The sequence below is a fragment of the Olsenella sp. oral taxon 809 str. F0356 genome (genome assembly GCF_000233535.1).
GTDB lineage: Bacteria > Actinomycetota > Coriobacteriia > Coriobacteriales > Atopobiaceae > Olsenella_I > Olsenella_I phocaeensis.
In genome coordinates, this window is record NZ_JH376563.1 from 94,569 (window position 1) to 115,586 (window position 21,018).

General features: G+C 63.7%; 21 protein-coding genes. 7 read left to right on the forward strand and 14 right to left on the reverse strand.

Annotated elements, in window-relative coordinates; genetic code table 11:
* Positions 1-23: 23 nt before the first annotated feature.
* The 3 genes from HMPREF1008_RS00460 to HMPREF1008_RS00470 form a co-directional block, all read right to left on the reverse strand.
* Positions 24-911: a class II fructose-bisphosphate aldolase gene (locus HMPREF1008_RS00460; RefSeq protein WP_009277875.1), complete on the reverse strand. Its 888-nt coding sequence runs from the start codon at positions 909-911 to the stop codon at positions 24-26.
* A 213-nt stretch (positions 912-1,124) separates the two neighbouring features.
* Positions 1,125-2,246 (reverse strand): PTS fructose transporter subunit IIC, encoded by a 1,122-nt coding sequence (locus HMPREF1008_RS00465; RefSeq protein WP_009277876.1) that lies wholly within the window; start codon positions 2,244-2,246, stop codon positions 1,125-1,127.
* The gene (locus HMPREF1008_RS00470; RefSeq protein ID WP_009277877.1) at positions 2,246-2,569 is read right to left on the reverse strand and encodes a PTS fructose transporter subunit IIB; all 324 of its coding nucleotides are present in this window, start codon (positions 2,567-2,569) and stop codon (positions 2,246-2,248) included. Before HMPREF1008_RS00470 ends, HMPREF1008_RS00465 begins: the two co-directional genes overlap by 1 nt.
* Positions 2,570-2,916: 347 nt before the next feature.
* Here HMPREF1008_RS00470 and HMPREF1008_RS00475 point away from each other — a divergent pair, with 347 nt between their 5' ends.
* Positions 2,917-3,495: an STM3941 family protein gene (locus HMPREF1008_RS00475; RefSeq protein ID WP_009277878.1), complete on the forward strand. Its 579-nt coding sequence runs from the start codon at positions 2,917-2,919 to the stop codon at positions 3,493-3,495.
* Between the two features lie 63 nt (positions 3,496-3,558).
* Positions 3,559-4,566 carry a sugar kinase gene (locus HMPREF1008_RS00485; protein WP_009277879.1) on the forward strand — a complete coding sequence of 336 codons (1,008 nt, stop codon included), beginning with the start codon at positions 3,559-3,561 and terminating at the stop codon, positions 4,564-4,566.
* Between the two features lie 28 nt (positions 4,567-4,594).
* Here the strand turns inward: HMPREF1008_RS00485 and uvrB are convergent, their stop codons facing one another.
* The 5 genes from uvrB to rpsA all read right to left on the reverse strand — a co-directional run bounded on the left by uvrB (position 4,595) and on the right by rpsA (position 10,276).
* On the reverse strand, positions 4,595-6,889 hold the full coding sequence (uvrB, locus tag HMPREF1008_RS00490) for an excinuclease ABC subunit UvrB (protein ID WP_009277880.1): 2,295 nt from the start codon (positions 6,887-6,889) through the stop codon (positions 4,595-4,597).
* A gap of 142 nt (positions 6,890-7,031) precedes the next feature.
* Positions 7,032-7,634 carry a lytic transglycosylase domain-containing protein gene (locus HMPREF1008_RS00495; protein WP_009277881.1) on the reverse strand — a complete coding sequence of 201 codons (603 nt, stop codon included), beginning with the start codon at positions 7,632-7,634 and terminating at the stop codon, positions 7,032-7,034.
* Complete coding sequence (gene coaE, locus HMPREF1008_RS00500; protein ID WP_009277882.1) at positions 7,612-8,271, reverse strand: dephospho-CoA kinase; 660 nt, start codon at positions 8,269-8,271, stop codon at positions 7,612-7,614. Before coaE ends, HMPREF1008_RS00495 begins: the two co-directional genes overlap by 23 nt.
* Positions 8,272-8,437: 166 nt before the next feature.
* Positions 8,438-8,848, reverse strand: a complete 411-nt coding sequence (locus HMPREF1008_RS00505; protein ID WP_009277883.1) for a hypothetical protein — start codon at positions 8,846-8,848, stop codon at positions 8,438-8,440.
* A gap of 255 nt (positions 8,849-9,103) precedes the next feature.
* Complete coding sequence (gene rpsA / locus HMPREF1008_RS00510; protein WP_009277884.1) at positions 9,104-10,276, reverse strand: 30S ribosomal protein S1; 1,173 nt, start codon at positions 10,274-10,276, stop codon at positions 9,104-9,106.
* A 283-nt stretch (positions 10,277-10,559) separates the two neighbouring features.
* Here rpsA and HMPREF1008_RS00515 point away from each other — a divergent pair, with 283 nt between their 5' ends.
* The 5 genes from HMPREF1008_RS00515 to HMPREF1008_RS00535 all read left to right on the forward strand — a co-directional run bounded on the left by HMPREF1008_RS00515 (position 10,560) and on the right by HMPREF1008_RS00535 (position 13,922).
* Positions 10,560-11,306, forward strand: a complete 747-nt coding sequence (locus tag HMPREF1008_RS00515) for an HAD family hydrolase (RefSeq protein WP_009277885.1) — start codon at positions 10,560-10,562, stop codon at positions 11,304-11,306.
* Positions 11,307-11,473: 167 nt separating this feature from the next.
* Complete coding sequence (locus HMPREF1008_RS00520; protein WP_009277886.1) at positions 11,474-12,775, forward strand: serine dehydratase subunit alpha family protein; 1,302 nt, start codon at positions 11,474-11,476, stop codon at positions 12,773-12,775.
* 92 nt (positions 12,776-12,867) lie between these two features.
* Positions 12,868-13,056 (forward strand): hypothetical protein, encoded by a 189-nt coding sequence (locus HMPREF1008_RS00525; RefSeq protein WP_232202813.1) that lies wholly within the window; start codon positions 12,868-12,870, stop codon positions 13,054-13,056.
* Positions 13,057-13,144: 88 nt separating this feature from the next.
* Positions 13,145-13,480 (forward strand): hypothetical protein, encoded by a 336-nt coding sequence (locus tag HMPREF1008_RS00530; RefSeq protein WP_009277888.1) that lies wholly within the window; start codon positions 13,145-13,147, stop codon positions 13,478-13,480.
* Positions 13,464-13,922: a PIN domain-containing protein gene (locus HMPREF1008_RS00535; protein WP_009277889.1), complete on the forward strand. Its 459-nt coding sequence runs from the start codon at positions 13,464-13,466 to the stop codon at positions 13,920-13,922. Before HMPREF1008_RS00530 ends, HMPREF1008_RS00535 begins: the two co-directional genes overlap by 17 nt.
* A 96-nt stretch (positions 13,923-14,018) precedes the next feature.
* On the opposite strand, the gene HMPREF1008_RS00540 is transcribed toward HMPREF1008_RS00535, so the two are convergent.
* From HMPREF1008_RS00540 to polA, 6 genes are all read right to left on the reverse strand, one after another.
* Complete coding sequence (locus tag HMPREF1008_RS00540) at positions 14,019-14,393, reverse strand: heavy-metal-associated domain-containing protein (RefSeq protein WP_009277890.1); 375 nt, start codon at positions 14,391-14,393, stop codon at positions 14,019-14,021.
* A gap of 90 nt (positions 14,394-14,483) precedes the next feature.
* Positions 14,484-14,969: a ribonuclease HI gene (rnhA, locus tag HMPREF1008_RS00545; protein ID WP_009277891.1), complete on the reverse strand. Its 486-nt coding sequence runs from the start codon at positions 14,967-14,969 to the stop codon at positions 14,484-14,486.
* Positions 14,970-15,070: 101 nt separating this feature from the next.
* On the reverse strand, positions 15,071-15,919 hold the full coding sequence (locus HMPREF1008_RS00550) for a metal ABC transporter permease (RefSeq protein WP_009277892.1): 849 nt from the start codon (positions 15,917-15,919) through the stop codon (positions 15,071-15,073).
* A complete protein-coding gene (locus tag HMPREF1008_RS00555) occupies positions 15,919-16,683 on the reverse strand; it encodes a metal ABC transporter ATP-binding protein (protein ID WP_009277893.1) in 765 nt (254 codons plus the stop codon). Before HMPREF1008_RS00555 ends, HMPREF1008_RS00550 begins: the two co-directional genes overlap by 1 nt.
* Positions 16,683-17,690, reverse strand: a complete 1,008-nt coding sequence (locus HMPREF1008_RS00560; RefSeq protein WP_040656810.1) for a metal ABC transporter substrate-binding protein — start codon at positions 17,688-17,690, stop codon at positions 16,683-16,685. Before HMPREF1008_RS00560 ends, HMPREF1008_RS00555 begins: the two co-directional genes overlap by 1 nt.
* Before the next feature lie 258 nt (positions 17,691-17,948).
* The gene (polA, locus tag HMPREF1008_RS00565) at positions 17,949-20,672 is read right to left on the reverse strand and encodes a DNA polymerase I (RefSeq protein ID WP_009277895.1); all 2,724 of its coding nucleotides are present in this window, start codon (positions 20,670-20,672) and stop codon (positions 17,949-17,951) included.
* Between the last annotated feature and the right edge of the window lie 346 nt (positions 20,673-21,018).

A 21,018-nucleotide genomic window follows, 5' to 3' on the forward strand; every position in this document is an offset into this window, starting at 1 on the left:
ACCCGCGCGATAGCTGGGAAGCCCTAGTCGGTCTCTTCCATCCTTCCGCCGTCAAACTGATAGCGGTCGGAGCTGCCAAAGAGGCGCATGTAGCGGCTGAGCCACTCTTGAGCCTTCTCCTCTGCATCAAGGGAGACGAAGAGGTAATCCGGGGATTCGTTTGAGGCGAGGTAGTCACGCAGCGCCGAGACGTATGCGGCACCGTATCCAGTCCAAAGATTCACCTTGTTGATGCCGTTCGCGACAGCCTTCTGGAAGTTTTCGTCACCAGACCCTGAACCACCGTGCAGAACGAGAGGGAAGTCTCCGACGGCCTCTTTGATCTGAGCGAGACGGTTGAAGTCGAGTTTGGGGACATACCCCTCAGGGTAGTGCCCATGGGCCGTGCCAATGGCAACGGCCAAGGCATCGCAATTTGTACGCTCGATGAACTCGACGGCCATGTCAACCTGCGTGTACATGTCGGCAGTGCGGCCATCGCCCTCTGCTGCCTGTCCAACGTGACCCAATTCTGCCTCAACGGATGCGCCATGAGCATGGGCAAAGGCAACGATTTGCTGAACGCGACGAACGTTCTCCTCGAAAGAGAAGCTCGACGCGTCACACATTACACTGGAAAAACCCGCACGAATGCAGCGACAGATGTCCTCGAACTCAGCTCCATGATCAAGTTGCAGCGTCACAGGAACATTCAGGGGCTCTGCCAGGGCCTTCACCATGGGGACGAAAGCCTCTGCAGGGGCATTAAGCTTCATCTGACGGGGAGACACATCAATGATGACGGCTGACCGCTCGGCCTCGGCAGCCTTTAGCGCCGAATGCACGAGGTTCAGATCGGGACAGTTCGGTGCAGGAACTGCGTAACGGTTGACGGAGGCGTGATACAACATTTCCTTTAGAGACACGTACATGAGAGCTTCCTCCAATGCCCATTCGAATCCGGCTGTATCGTGCTCGGACGCAAACCTTCTCTGCTCGCGAGCGAGGGCCAGACAATAGGCGAAGCATGAGTGTTCTGCTGGCCAAGACAACGGCTTCGAGCGCTCTCTTTGCCATCCTCGACGAATCAAGGCGACCTGGGCGGGAAAGCGGGGTGTCCCCCGCCCAGGTAACAAGCAGGCTCTTTAGCCAAGCAGCTTGTCCAGAACGCCGTTCTCGCCCATTTCCTGATCCTGCTCGACAGGCTTGCGAAGCAGGAAGTACAGAACGCCGGTTACGAGAGCGCCAGCAAACCAGAACAGGATGAACTGAAGCGGATTGCTCATCATGGCGATGACAAAAACGCCACCATGGACTGCAGGAGACTCAAGGGCAAAGAAGCCAGCCAGGCCACCGGAGATGGCGCCACCGATCATGCAGGGAACGAGGCAGCGCCACGTATCCTGCACCAGGAACGGAATGACGTACTCCTGAATGTAGCAGCAAGCCAGAACAAGGCCGGAAAGCGTGGTCGAGCGCTCCTTTTCGGTGAACTTTTTCTTGCCGGTAAAGCGATCAATAATCTGCGCAATGCAAACGCCCAGGGGGTTCTGCATGCCACCACACATCTTGCAGGCAGCGGGGCCGTAGATTCCATCGGCATTAAGTCCATTAGCAACGAGCGCAACTGCCTTGCTGACCGGGCCGCCTTGGTCAATGGACATACCAGCGCCGATAGCAGCACCGAAGACGAAGCCGCCCACGCCCTGAAGGTTCATAAGGGCACCAGAGATGGAAGTCATAAGCCAGCTGATGGGCACACCGATGACGTACCACATGAGCAAGGAAGTGACGGCGGTGCCAACCACGGGAATAATCAGAATTGGAAAGACAGATTGGACTGAACTAGGAACCTTTTTGGAAAGCTCTTTGAGCCAAATCACGACATAGCCCGCAAGGATGCCACCGATGACAGCCCCCAGAAAGCCCGCCTTGATCGTGTTGGAAATAACGCCCACTGCAAAGCCGGGAGCAAGACCAGGCTTATCAGCCAAGGCATATGCGATGTAGGCACCAATGATGGGCACACAAACGTTGAAGATTGCACTTCCGATGGCATAAATGGTCATGGCAGGCGTGTACTGATCATAGGTGATCTTTGCCATGTCAGCAGCAATGTTGTAGCCGCCCATTGCCTTGGCAACGCCCCAAAGAACGCCACCACCAACAATGAAAGGAATCATGTAGGAAACGCCGGTCAGAACTGCATCCCAGATCTTTTGTCCCTCTGTCTGCTTCTTTGCGCCCTTACGCTGTATTTCTGCCATTAGTTAATCGCCTCCAAAAGCTCTTCCACCACAGACTTAGCCGCTGCAACCGTCATGACTTCCTTGGTTTTGCACACCAGCGTGGGCACAGGATCGAAGCGCTCCTTGCCCTTGATCTTGACATCGGCCGCAATAATCGCGCCGTCAGCGTGGGCGATATCCTCTTCGGTCACCACGTTCTCGGCGCCCGTTGCCCCCTGGGTCTCAATCTTCGCCTCGCAACCCAGTTCCTCAAGCGCCTGAGCGAGTGATTCCGCCGCCATGAAGGTATGAGCAATACCAATCTGGCAAGCAGTGACACCCACAATGAACTTCTTAGCCATTCTTACCCCCTCCCCATGCACTCGCGTACCAGTCGAGATTATTAGGTCATGCGTAGCGGCCAATCGCCCCTCAGCCACAGACCCACTACTTGTGTCCAATCATATCTTTCACACATTTCTAATTTTCGATTTACGTACAAATTGGACTAATTCATCTCTTCTACACAATTTGTCTATTATTTGACACTTCCTTAGACTTACTTAGGCTGTATCGATTATTTTGTACACACTTTCTTCATATATTATGTGGCAACTCCATGAGCAGAACCTGACTTCTAGCTAGACTGTTCGTATAGAAGAGGCTCCACTACAGACCTGTTTCGAAGAAGCCCCACGGGAGGTTATCCATGCCCGAAAAGATGACAAGCGCCAGCAAGTCAAAAAAGAGTCTCGTCGTGAAGCGGAACGCAATGAAGTACATTGCTCTCGTATTCATGGGCATATGCCTCTTCACGACCGCACTCTTCTGCATCTTCGCCCCCCTGCCTTATGCAGACAACGAGCTCCTGATGCGCATAGGCATGGGATATCTAGGACTTCCGACTGCCATCGCGATCATTGTCTTCAACAGCTACGAATTCGTCGTGAAGCGAAAGGCAATCATTTTAGACGAGCATGGAATTACCGACTACACCAACTCGATGTCGTCAGGCTTTACCCCTTGGGACGAAATCAGCGACGTCTATCTCCTCAAGCTAAAAAGCGGGGATTACCTCTGTGCCGACCCAGTTAACCTGAATGCCTGGTTGGGAACACTCAGCAAGAAACAAATTCGCTTGGCGCAAGCGAATATGGACCTGGGATTCTCACCCATCCGCGTTCAGTTCAGCTCCGTGACCGACGCGATTACGGCAAAGGAAGGCGTCGACTTTGTGAAGACTCTCCAGAGCAAGAAGGTGTCCCACACCCGTAAGCCACGATACTGATATGTGTCCTTCCTCAGACAGAGCATCCGCTTTGTGTGATTGTACGCACCGTTAGGAAGCCCCATGAGAATCCTCTGCTTCGGCGAGTCTCTCGTCCGTCTCGCCACAGATGCTCACGAGCGTCTCGAAGACGCACATATGATGGAAATCTCTTATTCCGGTGCCGAGGCAACAGTCGCAGCCTCTCTCTCCATGCAGGGGGACGAAGTTTTCTACGCATCGAAAACGTCTACCAACCGCATAGGCGAAAATGCCCTGATGTCCCTCTCTGCATATGGCATCAACACCTCGAACGTCTTGAGGGGGCCGGGCAGGGTGGGTCTCTACTATGTCGAGCGCGGGAAGTCCATCAGGCCGACTATTGTCACGTACGACCGAACGGGAACCGCTCTTGCCCTCGCAAACCATGATGAATTCGACTGGGACCATATTCTCAACGGAATTGAGATGGTCTTTCTTTCGGGGATCATTCCCGCCATCTCCAATGAGATGAGAATCGCCTGCAAGGAATGCCTCGTTGCGTGCAAAGGGCGTGGGATAAAGGTCGCATTTGATATAAATTATCGTGCAAGCATGTGGAGCCCCTCAGACGCAAAAGTGATGCTGAGAGAGCTCTTGCCTCTGGTCGACGTGCTCACGGCAAGCGAGGATGACATCCTTCTACTGGAGGAGAAGCCGCAGGTAAATCGTGATTCTGTATTCAATGTATGCCAGAACACCATGAGCAGCCTCCAGCGAAAATTTGACATAGCAAATGTCGCCTTCATCGTACGCGACACAGACCGCTATGACATCGCAAGCTTCCGTGGCGCCATCATCACCGAGGAGATGACCTATTTCTCCAAGGAAGAGAGCGTCTCCGTCTCCGACCTCTCTTGCTGTGGAAGCATGTTCTCTGCGGGAATCGTGCATGCCATCGCATCAAAGTGGGATGCTCAGCACGCAATCGACTACGCCACCATAGCGAGTGCCTACAAGGCAACAATACGGGGCGATTACTCTCTCGCTACTGAGTCCGACCTGCAGTCTCTCCTTGACTCTTCGACCTTCAAGCCGCGCACAATTCAGTAAATCCAGCGTCGGCAAGATTCGCTTGTCCCTAGTGTTTCTTCGGCCTGTACCTGCGCCTCGTGGCGTGTGCACTCCCCTTGCGGTCCGTGGCCTTGAGCCGGGCTATCACGTCCTCGGCGCTCGCCCCCTCGAGCCTGGCGCGCAGTGCTACCACCTGGTCGCGCAGCAGGGCGGCCCTCTCGAAGTCCATGTCTGCTGAGGCCTGAATCATCTCGTCCTCGAGCGCGCCGAGCACGCGGGCGAGCTCGTCCTTCGGGAGTCCCGACAGCTCCTCCGCCACGGCATCGGCCACCGCCTCGCGGTCCTTGGGCGACGCAGCCACGTCGGCAGCCCCCGCCGCCGTGAAGAACTCTCCGTCCACGCGCGACTTGTCCCCCAGGGTCCGTGACGCCTCGTCGATGAAGCTCTTCACGTCGGTGATGGACTTGTTGATGGTCTTGGGAGTGATGCCGTGCTCCGCGTTGAAGGCCTGCTGTATGCCGCGTCGGCGGGCCGTCTCGTCCATGGCAACGCGCATGGAGTCGGTCACGGAGTCCGCGTACATGATGACCTTGCCCTGGGCGTTGCGCGCGGCGCGGCCCATGGTCTGGATGAGGGAGCGGCGGTTGCGCAGGAAGCCCTCCTTGTCGGCGTCCAGGATCGCCACGAGCGAGACCTCGGGGATGTCCAGGCCCTCCCTCAGCAGGTTGATGCCCACCAGGACGTCGATCCTGCCCAGGCGCAGGTCGCGGATGATCTCTATGCGGTCGAGGGTCGCCGTGTCGGAGTGCATGTAGTTGACCTTGACCCCGGCGTCCAGGAGGTGGTCGGTGAGGTCCTCCGCCATGCGCTTGGTCAGCGTAGTGACCAGCACGCGCTCCTTGCGGGCGGTGCGCTCGCGAATCTCGTCCAGGAGGTCGTCGATCTGGCCGCGGACGGGCCTGAGCTCGACCTCGGGGTCCAAGAGCCCCGTCGGCCTGATGACCTGCTCGACCTCCTGCTGGCTCACGCCCTCCTCGTAGTCGCCCGGCGTGGCGGACACGTAGACGAACTGGGGGATGCGCTGCTCGAACTCGTCGAAGCGCAACGGGCGGTTGTCCAGCGCCGAGGGCAGGCGGAACCCGTGGTCCACCAGGGTTATCTTGCGCGCGCGATCGCCCTCGTACATGCCGCGGATCTGCGGGACCGTGACGTGCGACTCGTCGATGATGCAAAGCATGTCGCGGGGGAAGTAGTCGATCAGCGTGTAGGGGGGCTCGCCCGCCGAGCGGCCGTCCATGTGACGCGAGTAGTTCTCGATACCCGAGCAATAGCCCATGGTCTCGAGCATCTCGAGGTCGTAGGCCGTGCGTTGCGAGAGCCTCTGCGCCTCGAGCAGCATGTCGTTGGCCTTGAGCTCCGCCACGCGCCCCTCCAGCTCCTCGCTGATGGTCTTGAGCGCGTGCGCCACCTTGGGCCGCTCCGTCACGTAGTGGGAAGCGGGCCAGATGGGGATGGCGTCGTACTCGCGCACCACCTCGCCCGTCACGTTGTCTATCTCGGCTATGAGCTCGACCTCGTCACCAAAGAAGCTCACGCGCAGGGGGTTCTCCGCATAGGGCGGGTACACGTCCACGGTGTCGCCGCGCACGCGGAAGCTGCCACGGGCGAGGTCGTAGTCGTTGCGGTCGTACTGGATGTCGATGAGCTCGCGTATGAGGTCGTCGCGCTCCAGGGGCTGCGACTTGTCCACGTTGGGGGCGAGGCCCGCGTAGTCCTGCGGGCTGCCGATGCCATAGATGCAGCTCACCGACGCGACCACGATCACGTCCCGACGGCTGAGGAGGCTCGAGGTGGCCTGGTGACGTAGCTTCTCCACCTCCTCGTTGATGGAGGCGTCTTTCTCTATGTAGGTGTCTGACTGCGGGACGTAGGCCTCGGGCTGGTAGTAGTCGTAGTAGCTCACGAAATATACGACGGCGTTGTTGGGGAAGAGCTCCTTCATCTCGCTCGCCACCTGGGCAGCGAGGGTCTTGTTGGGTTCCATGATCAGCGTGGGCTTCTGCACCGCCTCGATGGTCTTCGCCATGGAGAAGGTCTTGCCCGACCCGGTGACGCCCAGCAGCGTCTGGTAGCGCAGGCCCTGCTCGATGCCCTCGCTGAGCTTCTTGATGGCTTGGGGCTGGTCACCTGCGGGCTCGAAGGGAGAGACGACCTCTAGCCGCTCGTCACCGTGCTCCAAGCCGAAGCGCTTGAGCTCGGCGCCGAAGCGCTCCTTGGCCTCCGCCGTCCCGGCAAGGGGCTCGTAGCTTATGGTCTGCCCCTCGTCAGAGACGAACGTGCGCGGCTTCTGTTCCTGCGGCATGGCTGCCCCTCCCTCGCGGGCGCGCTGCCCGCCGTCTGCTCACAGGAACAAGTGTACCCACATTCGGCGGCACCTCCGCAGCAGCGTGCGGCCAGGGCATCGGGCCAGACAATGCACCATGGGCAGGCAAGGACCCCGACCGTCAGGAGAGGGCAAGGGAGGAGTCGCTCACCCCTTCGGGGTACAGCTCCTGGTAGCGGTCATATGCCTCGTTCACGCGCACCAGGTAGGCGGCTGTCTCGGCATACTCGATCTTGGACGAGATCTCTCCCCCGCCGCTGAGCCAGCCCTGGACGTTGCCCACCCCCGCGTTGTAGGCGGCGATGACCTCGTCGCGGCTTCCCAGCGCCTTCTGCAGGTAGGCTAGGTATGCCGTGCCGTACTCGATGTTCGTCGCTGGGTCGGTGAGTTCGCTGGGGTCGTAGCGCGAGGAGTCGACGAGCCCCAGGCGCGCCATCTCGCTTGCGGTGGCGGGCAGGAGCTGCATGAGCCCCACCGCCCCCGCGGACGAGCTCGCGTCGGCGTTCCAGCCCGATTCGCACTTGATGACGGCACAGGTCAGGTAGGGATCGACCCCATGCCTGCTCGAGGACTCGTTAATCTGGCTCGCATGGCTCACGGGAAAGAGCAGCTGCCTCACGACCTGCCTGGGCGCGAGGTCGGCGGCGAAGGTGAGCGCGCAGACCGCGAGCATCACGAGGATGGGGATGGTCCTGAACCACCTAAAGAAGCGCTCGTGGCGCATCAGGCCCTCCCCTCCTTGGGGCGGGAGCCCATGAGCGTGAAACATGCTCCGCCCACCACGCATCGACCTTTGCCGCAAGCCCCTCCTCGTCCGAGTCGTTTGCGAGCTCGACGTCACAGTGGGCGGAAAGGTACTCGTCCGTAGGCTGCAGCGCCATGCGAGCTGCGGCGTCCGCCCGGTCCATGCCGCGTGTCACCGCGCGCTCGAGCCTGGTCGGAGCGGGGCAGCTCACCACCAGGACCTCCTCGGCAAGCGCGAGCAGGTCCTGGACGCGGTCGAGCAGGGGCACCTCCACCACGACGCAGGTGGGAGGCGCCGCCTCGGCTCTGGCCTCGTCGAGGAGCCGCCCCAGACGGGACTTGATGCGCGGGAGCTCGATGGCCTCGAGACGGGACGTCCCCTCGGGCGTCGCAAACGCGCGACGGGCCAGGAGCCCTCGGTCGAGCTCTCCCGTCACGGAGTCAAGCAGGTCGGCCCCGAAGGCGGACGCGACCTCCACGAGGCACGGCTCGCCTGGAGCCAGGACGTCACGAGACAGCTGGTCGAGGTCGATCACGCGTGCCCCGCGGGCCGCAAGGAGACGGGCGACGGTCGACTTGCCCGAGGCGATGCCGCCCGCCAGAAACACCACGTACATGACCCCTCCCCTCTTCCGTCCGTCGGGCATCCATCATCGCATGACGGTGGGACGCCCTTCTCGCTTCCATCAAATCGCTGGTTGCCGACGACCCCAGCCGCACAAGCCAGGCGCGGCCGGACGAATCCGACCGCGCCTGGGAGTGCCAACAGATTGCTCGCGAAGGCTAGGAGCGCAGCTCGAACTTCTCGCCACAACGAGGGCAGGTGACCCTGACCAGTCCCTTGCCGCGCGGCACGCGCACCACCTGGTTGCAGCGCGGGCAGCGGGCATGCTTGTACTCGCGGCTCTCCTTCAGGGCAGCGGGGGGGTTGCGCAACCACAGACGGGCCGGCCCGAGACGCTCCATCACGGCCTCATTCTCCTTGCGACGGGCGGCCACGTCAGGGGAGACAATCCTGAACACGGCATAGGCGACAAGGAGGACGACGACCACGGTGAGCCAGACCTGGCGGGCGAAGACGTCGACGATTGCGAGCACGAGGGCGAGAAGCCCGGCGCAGACTGCGAGCTCGTCGGCCCCGTTGCGACCACGCATGAACTCCGCGGCCTTCCTGTTAAGATTGGCGTTAGCCATCACGTACCCCTTCTCGCTTCGCGAATCCCCCGTCGGGACCCGCCCACTGGGCGCCTGTCCCTTTCAGGATGCCCGTTCGCAGACGCAATATTCCCGCACGCCCGACAACGCGCACCACAAACCCATAGGATAGCGCAGACGCCATCCCACGGCACCGGAGCGGGTCATGCGCGCCCCTCTCCCCGGTCTCCCGCAAAAAACGGGGCCGCCCGAAGGCGACCCCGTCAACGGCAAGGCATGGAAAGGGCCAGGAGGCTACTCCTCGACGGGAGCCTCCTCCTCGTCGTCCTCGGGCTTGTCGAGGGGTTTGACCTCGACCTCGACGCCCAGGGTCTCGGCGGCGGACTTCATGGACAGGGAGATGCGGCGACGGTCGAGGTCGATCTCCATGACCTTGACCTGCACGGTGTCGCCCACGGCGCATACCTGCGCGGGAGCGTCGACGTGCTGCTTGGCCATCTCGGAGATGTGGACCAGGCCCTCGACGCCGTTGCCCAGGTCGACGAAGGCACCGAAGGTGACGAGCTTGGTGACGGTGCCCTCGACGATGGCGCCCACGGGATACTTCTTGACCAGGGTCCTCCAGGGATCCTCGGTGGTCTGCTTGAGGCCCAGCGAGATGCGCTCGCGGTTGAGGTCGACGTCCAAGACCTGCACCTCGACCTCCTGGCCGACCTTGACGACCTCGGAGGGGTGGTTGACGTGGTTCCAGGAGAGCTCGGAGATGTGGATCAGGCCGTCGATGCCGCCCAGGTCCACGAAGGCGCCGAAGTCCACGATGGACGAGACGGAGCCCTTGAGGCGCATGCCAGGCTGGAGCTTCGAGAGGATCTCGGAGCGCTCGGCCTTGCGGGCCTCCTCGAGCACGACGCGACGGGAGAGGACGACGTTGTTGCGGTTGCGGTCCATCTCGATGACGCGGGCCTCGATGCGGGTGCCCAGGAAGGCGTTGAGGTCCTTGACGCGACGGAGGTCGACCAGGGAGGCGGGCAGGAAGCCGCGCAGGCCGATGTCCAGGATCAGGCCGCCCTTGACGACCTCGATGACCTCGCCCTCGACGTTCTCGCCGGCGTTGAACTTCTCCTCGACGCGGTTCCAGGCGCGCTCGTACTCGGCACGCTTCTTGGAGAGGATCAGGCGACCCTCCTTGTCCTCCTTCTGAAGGACCAGGGCCTCGATGCCGTCGCCCAGGGCGACGACGTCCTCGGGGTTGATGTCCTTGCGGATGGAGAGCTCGCGAGAGGGAATGACGCCCTCGGACTTGAACCCGATGTCCAGCAGAACCTCATCGTGCTCGATCTTGACGACGGTGCCCGTCACCAGATCGCCCTCATCGAAGTCGGTGATGGTACCGTCGATGAGGCTGTTCATCTCCTCGTCTGAGACGTCATCCAGGGAGAAGATGGACGAGTTCTGAATCTCACTCAAAGGTGGACCCCTTTCGAAAACGGGGCCCCGATCTACATGATCGCTGCCTAGGGCGCTCTGCTGGTGCGTCGCGCAATCGGGAACTTACATGCTCTCGGGGGCCGACAGATACAGTCGTGCGGCACCTTGCCACACGTTGGACAGAATACCTTGACAAGATGGGGCATTTCAAGGTTCACGAGCTTAAATCTGTATTTCCACGAGTCATGCCCGATGCCCGGCGGCCCCAGGCGACCGGGTGGGTAAGCTAGGGCCAGCAATGACGGAAGGGAGCTGCCCCCTCATGATCAAGGCCGTCCTCTTCGACCTGGACAACACCCTGCTCGACATCAACCTCAGCGCCTTCATCGCCCGCTACCTCTGGGCGGAGGCGCGCGTGCTCGCACGCATAGGCCGCACTCCCGTGCCCGTGGCCTATGCCTGGCTCTCGCGCTGCTACCTCGCGGTGGACTCCGCCACGCGCCAGGACGACCTCACGGGACGCGAGCTCTTCGACAAGACCTACCTGCGCCTCTCGGGCGTGCCGCTGGATGACCCGGCGGTCAGGGGTGCCATCGACTGCCTCGAGGGGGAGTGGATCGACCACCTGCGCGACGGGGTCACCCAGGCCAGGCCGCGCCCGGGCGCGCGCCGCTGCGTCAGGCGCGCGCAGGAGCTGGGATACACCGTGGCCCTGGCCACCAACCCGGTCTTCTCGCCCGCGGTGGACAGCGCACGCCTGAGATGGGCGGGACTGGACGACATCGACTTCGCCCTCGTCTCCACCCTCGAGAACTCCCGTCGCTCCAAGCCGAGCGCCCGCTACTACCAGGAGTTCATAGCCAGCCTGGGCTTCGTCCCCGAGGAGTGCCTCATGGTGGGCAACGACGCCGGGCGCGACATCCCCCGCCCCGACATCGGCCTGCGCACCGCATACGTGGGCCACGGCTGGCCCAGGGCCGCCGTCTGGCGCGGGAGCATCGGCAAGCTCGCGGACGAGCTGGGCGAGCTCGTGGCGCGACTTGACGCCGAGGACGAGGGTCACCGCTAAGATCTGCGCACGGGACTCTTGACGGTCCCACGGCAGCTGGCCCTTTGCCGTTCGCCTTCACAATTCGGAGCCAGCGTGCACAGTTTTTCTGGCCCGCCCGCGCGTTCGCGCATGATATACAGTGCATTCTGTCAAGACGCGCACGCCCATCCTAGCTGGAGACCCGCATGGACCGAAGCTCGTACCTCAACCACGTCGCCATCCTCAACGAGGAGCTCGTCTGCGCGCTGGGCTGCACCGAGCCCATCGCCGTTGCCCTCGCGGCCGCCCTCGCAACCCGCACGCTAGGGCAGCGCCCCGAGCGCCTGAGGGTCGCCTGCAGCGGCAACATCATCAAGAACGTGAAGAGCGTCACCGTGCCCAACTCCGGCGGCATGCGCGGCATCGAGGCCGCAGCCGCCCTCGGCGCCATGGGTGGGGACCCCGACGGCTCGCTCGAGGTGCTCCAGAGCGTGAGCGAGCAGGACCGCCGGGACGCGCGCTCCCTCGTCGAGGAGGGCCGCTGCGAGGTCGAGCTCGCGGAGGGCGTGCCCAACCTCTACGTCCGCGTGGTCGCCCTCGGCCAGGGCCACGAGGCCGCCGCCTGCATCGAGGAGCGCCACACCAACGTCTGCGAGCTCTCTCTTGACGGGGTGGCGACGGGCGTGGCGACCACCTCGGGGGGACCGGGTGAGGACGCAGGCGAGAGGCCTGCGGCGGACCGCTCGGCGCTCTCGCTCAGGTCCGTCTGGGACTTCGCCCACGAGCTCGAGCTGTCTGACGTGGACGAGCTGATCAGCGGACAGATAGAGACCAACCAGACCATCTCGAAGGCGGGGCTCGAGGGCCGCTGGGGCGCGAACATCGGCTCCACGCTGCTCGCGAGCCGTCCCAACGACATCTCATGCAAGGCCCGCGCGACCGCAGCCGCGGGGTCGGACGCCCGCATGAGCGGCTGCCCCCTTCCCGTCACCATCTGCTGTGGCAGCGGAAACCAGGGGATCACCTGCTCGCAGCCCGTGCTCGAATACGCCCACGAGCTCTGGAGCGACCACGAGACGCTGGTCCGCGCCGTCGCGCTCTCGGACCTCGTGGCCGTGCACGTCAAGTACTTCATCGGCGAGCTGAGCGCCTTTTGCGGCGCGGTGAGTGCGGCCTGTGGCGCCGGCGCCGGCATCTGCTACCTGCGCGGCGGGAGCTTCGCGCAGTTCGAGGCGACCATCGTGAACACCCTGGCCAACGTGGGCGGCATCGTCTGCGACGGTGCCAAGCCCAGCTGCGCGGCAAAGATATCGGCTGCCGTCGACGCGGCGATACTGGGTTGCGACATGGCGCTCGCGGACGACAACTTCCTCGCGGGCGACGGCCTGGTGGGCAAGGACGCCGAGGAGACCATCCGGTCCATGGGCTATGTGGGACGCGTGGGCATGCACCCAACCGACGTCGAGATCCTCAACATCATGATTGGCAAGACGGACACGTCCCTGTAGCCCCGTCGCACGAGGAGGCGGTCGGCATGTTGCCGGGCACCAATTGGAAGGAACCCTGGAAGCCCGTCGAGGGCAGCTCTTGGTGGAGCGAGATGCTCGAGGAGGATCGGCGGCAGATCGAATCGAGCAGGGCGAAGCTCCAAGAGGAGAGGCCCATCCGTTCCCGCCGACTCCCGCTCCCCCTCTGGGCGCGCCTCCTCGTCGTGGCGAGATGGTTCATTTGGGCAATCGTAGTCGTCGTGCTTGCCTGCGTCGTCATCGAGCTCATGTCCCTTACCTGAGCGAACCAGCAGAAAGCCCACAGAAAAACAGCTCTTGCCTTCTCTTCTGTATTACAATATTACCATAAAATAGAGGAGAGGAGCTGCAATGGACGCCATGGTCACCGCGCGCGTGCCCGTCGAGGTTCGCAACCAGGGAAACGCCATTCTGAAGCGCATCGGTTCGAGCCCCACGAAGCTCGTGAACGCAGCCTACGACTACGTGCTGAGACATGAGTCACTGCCCGACCAGGAGCCTTCCGCTCCCGCAGCAGGAGGGGAGCCCCAGAAGACCGTACGCATCATCACGCCAGAGATCCGGGCGCAGATCGAGGCCGCATTTGCGGCTGTGGCACTACCCACGCCTGTCGGGGGCTGGGACCCTCACGACTACAAGGAAATCATCGCCGAAGGAAAGCGGGCTGACTATGAAGCTCTTGGTTGATACTAACGTCCTGCTCGACTTCTTCGAGACGAGACAGCCCTTTGTCGAGGACTGGAAAAGGGTTTATGTCATGAGCTGCTTTCGCGATGCGGAGCTATGGACGTCCGCCAAGTCATACGCGGACATCTTCTATGTTGCACGAAAGCAGATGAGCAGCAAGACGGTACAGAGATCAATCATCGAATGCCTTTCCCTGGTCAAGACATGCGCCATAGATGGGGAGGACATCCGCTGGGCAGCAGAGCAGGGCTGGAAAGACTTCGAGGACTGCGTCGTAAGTAGGGCGGCACAGAAGGTGGGTGCCGACTACATCCTTACCCGCAGCGTGGAGGGCTTCGAGCGCTCGGCCGTCCCTGCCATCACCCCCGCCGACTTCCTGGCCCTTGTGGAGGAGAAGTACCACCTCATCTACGAGGAGATGCCCATGGCGCCTCTTACCTAGGCACGTCGCTCCTCAAGCGCCCGCTGCCCCTCAGGCGCCTGCGGCCCGCATCCCAAGTCCGACGACCAAGCCGACGTCCACCTTTGACAGGTGTGCCTAGGAGATGACGCGGTAGCCTGACTCCGAGACCACTTCCCTATAGGCGTCGAGGTCGACAGGCTGCTTCGAGAGGACGTGGGCGGTCCGCGTGTCGAGGTCGACGCGCGCCCAGGTGCCCTCAATCGAATCGAGGGCGTTCTCGACGTTCCGCGCGCAATTCTGGCAGCTCATGCCCGCAACGGTGAGGTCCGTCGCGTAAGGGTAGTGCGCCTCGTCAGTGTCCTCGATCCTCGTCGCGCGGAACTTCTTCCCACTCGGTTTGGCATCGCCCGAGCAGCAGTCACGCCTGCCAGTGGCAGTTCCCACGGCACGGCGCAGGCCAAAGAACATGCCAATCAGAACGGCGACGATGATGATGACGTCTACGACCATGCGATTCCTCCAAGGACCATAAGTTTGACGTGGCAAACTATAGCACTTGGCAAAATGACCATGCGAGGCGCGCAAGGCAGACGAGAAGGCCTACCCCTCAAAGCCAGCATCCTCAAGGAGGGGTCCCAGCAGGCCGTCGGCGGCAGAGGTGGCAAGCTCGTCGCAGCGCTCGTTGAGCTCGGCCCCCGCATGTCCCTTGACCCAATGCCAGCTGAGCTCGTGGGGCTTCGCCGCCGCCAGCAGACGTTTCCAGAGGTCGGGGTTCTTGACCGGCTGCTTGCTGGCCGTCTTCCAGCCCTTCTTGAGCCACCCCCAGACCCAGCCCTTGGCGAAGGCGTTCACCACGTACTGGGAGTCCGAGTGGACCTCGACCTCGCAGGGCCGCTTGAGCGCCTCGAGCGCCGCGATGACCCCCAGGAGCTCCATGCGGTTGTTGGTGGTGCGCCGATACCCCTGGGCGAGCTCCTTCTGGTGCAGCGTGCCTGCGGGGTCGACGTAGCGCATGACCGCCCCGTAGCCGCCCGGTCCGGGATTGCCGCGCGAGGAGCCGTCCGTGTAGACGACCACATGCATCATGGTTGGCTCCTCTCGCCTCCCGCAAGCCGCCCCATGCGGCTCACGCAGTGCGGGCCATTGTACGACAGCCGGGCGGCCCGCACCGCGCGAGAGACCAGCCCCTACGTCAGACTGCTCCTGTGACGCAGCTCGGCGATCAGCCCATGGGGACCAAAGACGCAGGCCAGCGCGAAGAGCAGGCCCAGGACCACACCGATCATGCCGCCCGAGGAGGCATCGAGGACGTAGCTTGCCCAGATGCCCAGCACGGTGGCGACGACGGCGACGAGCGGCGACAGCCACAGCATCTTCCAGAAGCTGTCCGTCAGCATGCGCGCCGTGGCACCCGGGGTGACGAGCATCGCCACGGAGAGGATGATGCCCACGGCCTGCAGCGACACCACGACGGTCACGGCAAGGGCGCACAGGAGAATGCCGCTCAGCAGCTGGGGCGACTTCCCCAGCGCTTGGGCGTGCATGGGGTCGAAGGCGAAGAGCACGAGGTCCCGCCTGAGCAGCAGGAGCACCGCGAGCACGATGGACCCAAGTACGATCACCTGGTACATGTCGGGCACGCCGACGCCCAGGAGGTTGCCGAAGAGGATGTGCGAGAGGGACACCTGGCTGGGGACCTTCGAGATGAGCACGGTGCCCAGCGAGAACAGGGTGGTGAACACGATGCCCATGGAGGTGTCGGCGCGTATCTGCCCGCTCCTCCTCACCACTCCGATGAGCGCCACCGCGAGGAGCGCCGCGACGACGGCACCCACGGCGTAGGGAAGCCCCAGCATGTACGAGACCACCACGCCGGGCAGCACGGCATGCGATATGGCGTCGCCCATGAGCGACCAACCCACGTGTATCACGTAGCAGCTGATGACGCCACAGACGAGGGCCGTGGCAAGGCCCGTGACGATGGCGCGCTGCATGAACGCGAACGAGAGCAGCTCGAGGGCTGCCACGCCTTCCATCAGGCCACCAGCTCGCGGGCGCGGTGGTCGTCCACCGAGAACGCACGGGAAAGCACTTCCGGCCTGAGCGCCTCGCACGCGGGACCCTGGAAGATCACGGACCGCCTGAGGAGGATGGCCTGGTCGAACTCCTCTGCCACCATGTGCAGGTCGTGCACCGCCACGAGCAGCGTGATTCCCTCGCCCGAAAGCTCGCGCATGAGCGACGCGAGCGTGGCCTCGGAGCTCTTGTCGACACCGGCGAAGGGTTCGTCCATCAGCATGAACCGTGCCTGCTGCGCCAGCGCACGCGCGACGTACATGCGCTTGGTCTGCCCCCCGGAGAGGGAGGCGATCGGACGATAGCGCAGGTCCTGCAGGCCCACGCGCGCGATCGCCTCGTCCACCGCGGCATGGTCCGCGCGAGAGGGGCCACGCAGGGGTCCGAGCCTGCCGTAGCGCCCCAGCATGACCACGTCCTCCACGGAGAGGGGGAAGCCCTCGTCCGAGACGTCGCGCTGTGGCACGTACCCCACGAGCCCCAGGCGCCGTGCCTGCGCCGAGTCGCGGCCGTCGAAGCTGACGCTCCCCCGCTGGGGCCTCTCGACGCCCATGATCACCTTCATGAGCGTCGACTTGCCCGCCCCGTTGGGTCCCACCAGGGCGCAGAGGCTGCCCTTCGCGAGGCCGATGCTCACGTCCTCGAGCGCCGGGTACATGGCGCGCGGGTACCGCAGGGTGACCCCCTCCACGCGGAGGGAGTCGCTTGAGGTGGCGTGCGACATCAGCGTGCCCCTCCCGTGAGGCCGTCCACGATGGTGCGGGCGTCGTAGCGCAGCAGCTCGAGGTAGTTGGGCACCACGCCGCCCTCCTCCGAGAGGGAGTCGACGTAGAGCACGTGCCGGTCATCCGTCGCGAAGGCGGCGCCGGTCTCGTCCGCCACCTGCTGCATAGCCTTGGGGCTCACCGTGGACTCGCAGAACACGCAGGGCACCTTGGACTCCCTCACGCGCCTGACCACGTTCGCGATCTGCTGGGGCGTGCCCTCGTTCTCGGCGTTCACGGGCCAGAGGTAGACCTCCGAGAGGCCGGCGTCACGACAGAGGTACGAGAACGCCCCCTCGCAGGTCACCAGGGTGCGCTGGTCCTGGGGCAGGCCAGCAAGGCCCTTCTCCATCTCGTCGGCGACGGACTGGAGCTCCTTCTTGTACTTCTCGCCGTTGGCCTTGTAGTCATCCGCATGCTCGGGGTCGAGCTCCGAGAAGGCCTTCACGATGTTGTCAACGTAGACCATGCCGTTCTTGGGCGACATCCAGGCGTGCGGGTTGGCGTTGCCCTGGTACTCGCCCTCCGAGATCTGCATGGGCTCGACGCCCTCGGAGAGGTTGGCGCGACGTGCGCTGGAGTCGCTCATGAACTTCTCGAACCAGCGCTCGAGGCCCAGTCCGTTCTCGAGCACGAGATTCGCTCCCTGGGCACGCTTGATGTCGTCGGGCGTGGGCTCGTAGTCGTGGATCTCGGCGCCGGGCTTGGTGATGGACTGGACGTCCAGATGGTCGCCGGCGACGTTCTGCGCCATGTCCTGGATGACGGTGAAGGTGGTCAGGACCACGGGCTTCTGAGCCGCGTCCTTCGTTGTGGCGTCCGTGGCAGCGGTGCCTCCCGAGCAGCCAGAGAGGGCGAGGCTCAGTATGAAGGCGCAGGCCAGGGCAACGATGCAGGGCAGTGCCTCATGGGCCAGAAGGGCGAGCCGCGCCGTGCGGCTCCCGTCGAGGGAGGCATATCGTTCCATGTAGCTCACGGGTCTTCCTTTCGAATCCCGACAAGGCTGGGTCCATATGGCATTAGTTAGTCTTGTCTAACTTTATCGCCCACAGTGTATGACAGATAGTTAGACATGGCAAACTTATTAGCATGAAAAGAGGTCATTCTCCCCACGGAATGAGAGTGGGACCCTCTCCCCATACGGTCCTTGTGAGGAGAAGGTCCCATCTACCAGCGACGATGGAGGCTGCCAGCGTGGCCGCCCAACGTGGTCGTCCGATGCCCCCTACTTCGCCTCCGCCCAATTGGAGCCGAAGGAGACGTCGGCAATCAGCGGGACGCGCAGCTTCACGACGCCCTCCATGGTCTCCTTCACCAGGGCCGAGAGTGCCTCCACCTCGTCCTTCGGGCACTCGAAGTCCAGCTCGTCGTGGATCTGCAGCACGAGCTTGGAGCGCAGCCCCTCCTCGCGGAGCCGCGCGGCCACCTGAACCATGGCGATCTTGATGATGTCAGCCGCCGTTCCCTGCATGGGGTGGTTCATGGCGGTCCTCTCGCCAAAGGAGCGCAGCTGGAAGTTGCGGCTGTTGATGTCCTTGATGTGGCGCTTCCGTCCGAAGGACGTGGCGACCCATCCGTTCTTGCGGGCAAACTCCACCTGGGCGTCCAGGAAGGCACGAACGCCGGGGTACACCTCGAAGTAGCGGTCGATCATCCGCTGGGCCTCGTCGCGTGGGATGTGCAGCGAACTGGAAAGGCCAAACGCCTGCTGCCCGTAGACGATGCCGAAGTTGACCGCCTTGGCCCGGCTGCGCAGCTCATGCGACACCTCCTCGACAGGCACGCCAAACACGCGCGCCGCCGTTGCGGCATGGAAGTCGGCGCCCTCGCAGAAGGCCTCGACCAAGTGCTCGTCGGCAGAGAGGTGGGCGAGCAGCCTGAGCTCGATCTGGGAGTAGTCACAGGCGAGGAACACGCTGCCCTCGGGTACGGTGAAGGCCGTGCGCACGCGGTGTCCCAGCTCGGAGCGGGTGGGGATGTTCTGCAGGTTGGGATCGGAGCTGGAGAGCCGGCCGGTCGCCGCGACGGTCTGGTTGAGCGTGGTGTGGATGCGGCCGTCCTTGCGGATCAACGCGGGCAGCGCGTCCAGGTAGGTGCTCTTGATCTTGGCGCGCTCGCGGTAGTCGAGCACCGTGCGCACGCGCCCGTCCTCGCTCGCCAGGTTCTCGAGGGTCTTGGCATTGGTGGAATAGAAGCCCTTCTTGGTCTTCTTCAGCCCGAGGGTGGGAAGTCCCCACACGTCAAAGAGCACATGGCTCAGCTGCTGCGGGGAGTCGAGGTTGAAGTCCTCCCCCGCCGCCGCCTTGACCGCCGCGACCATCGAGCCGATCTCTTCCCCGAGCTCCGCGGACTGCGCCGCGAGCGCGGCGGGGTCGGCGTGCAGGCCGCAGCGCTCCATCTGCAGGAGCACCGGGAGCAGGGGCATCTCGAGCCCCTGGAAGAGCCTGAGGGAACCGTCCTCCTCGAGCCTGCGCGCGAGCTCGGGCCTAAGGAGGCGTGCCGCAAGCGCGTCGACGCCCGCCTTGCCGACCTCGTCCGTCGCAGCGGGCAGCGGCACGTCGAGGTACGCCCCGGCAAGGGCCACGGGCGAGAAGTCCGCATCGTCCGACGCCAGCAGGTAGCCTGCCACGCCGACGTCGAAGATGCGCGCGGCGTCCAGCTCGCCGACCTCGACGAGGGCGGGTTCGGCGGAGTCATAGGGGCAGGCCAGGTGCAGCAGGGCCTTCGCGTCGCCCGAGGCGAGCCGACCCTCGCGCGCGATGCGGGCGAGGGCGCTCGTGGCGTCGGAGGCGGCGAACTTGAGCAGCGCGGCCTCGGTGCTGACCCAGACGGTCAGGGTCTTGCCGTCGCCCAGGTCAAGCGCCAGCTGGCCACCAGGGCCCTCGACCTCCTCGAAGGAGGCGCCCAGCCACTCGCCGGCGGCAAGGGCGACGTCCAGGGCCTTGCGCGCGTCGTCGCCCTCGAGCGGGGCATCGAGGGCGACCTGAGGGGCCGGCGACTGCTCCGGGACGTCCTCGACGCCGGCAAGGCGCACGATGCGCCCGGTCATGCCCGTGAACCCAAGGGCAGAGAAGGCCTCGGCCACCTCTGCCGGGTCGAAGGTGGGAAAGCGAGCGTCCTTGAGCTCGAGCTCGAGCGGCGCGTCGGTCCGGATCGTGGCGACCTTGCGGCTAAGAAGGGCGTCGTCCACGTGGGCGCGGAGGTTCTCTCCCATCTTGCCCTTGACCTCGTCCGCATGGGCTATGACCTCGTCCAGGCTTCCGTACTGCACGATGAGGGCCGCCGCCTTCTTGGGACCGATGCCGGGAACGCCGGGGATGTTGTCCGAGCTGTCTCCCTTGAGGCCGTAGAAGTCGGGCACGAGCTCGGGTGTGACGCCGTGGTAGAGGTCGTCCACGCTCTCGGGCGTCATGATGGCGACGTCCGAGGTGCCCTTCTTGGTGGAGACGATGCGCACCCTCTCGGTCGCGAGCTGGTACATGTCGCGGTCGCCGGTGACCAGCAGCATCTGGTAGCCGGCCTCCTCTCCCCTGCGGGCGAGGGTGCCCAGGATGTCGTCGCCCTCCCAGCCCTGAAGCTCCGCCACGGGCACGTCCATCGCACGGAGCAGCTCCTTGACCATGGGGAACTGCTCGTGGAGGTCGGGGTCCATGGGGGGGCGCTGGGCCTTGTACTGGGGCAGCATGTCAATACGGACCTGCGGCCGGCCCTTGTCGAATGCGCAGATGATGCCGTCGGGACGGAAGGTCTCGACGAACTTGACGAACATGTTGAAGAAGCCGAAGAGGGCGTTGGTGGAGCGTCCGTCCGGCGCGCTCATGGGCTGGCGGATGGCATGGAAGGCGCGGTGCATGAGCGAGTTGCCGTCGATCACGGCGATGGTGCGCTGCTCCGCGGGCTGCGCGGTGGGCTGGGCCTGGGCGGCCTCGGTGCTTGGCTGGTCTGGCATGGGTGCTCCTTGCTGTGGTCGAGGGACGTTCGCGAGCGCGATGGCCCCAGGCCACATTGTACCCGCGGGGCGGGACGGCAGCGGAAGGGGCGAGGAGCCTGGGATAGGATCCTCGACGACGTCCGGCGCGCGTCTCAGCTGCTCGAAAGCGTCCGACACGTCCAAGGCACCAGAGAACTCACAGGTCGCGATTCTTGCTCAGACGCATTGGACGCTGTCGGGCAAAAGTAGCGCGCGTTGGACGTTGTCGAACGGGACAGGCACGTTTTCGGCACGCCGCGCTCAAGCCAACCTTTCAGGACTCGCCCGAGATGACAGCAAACTGCAATCTCGAGCGAGTCCTGAA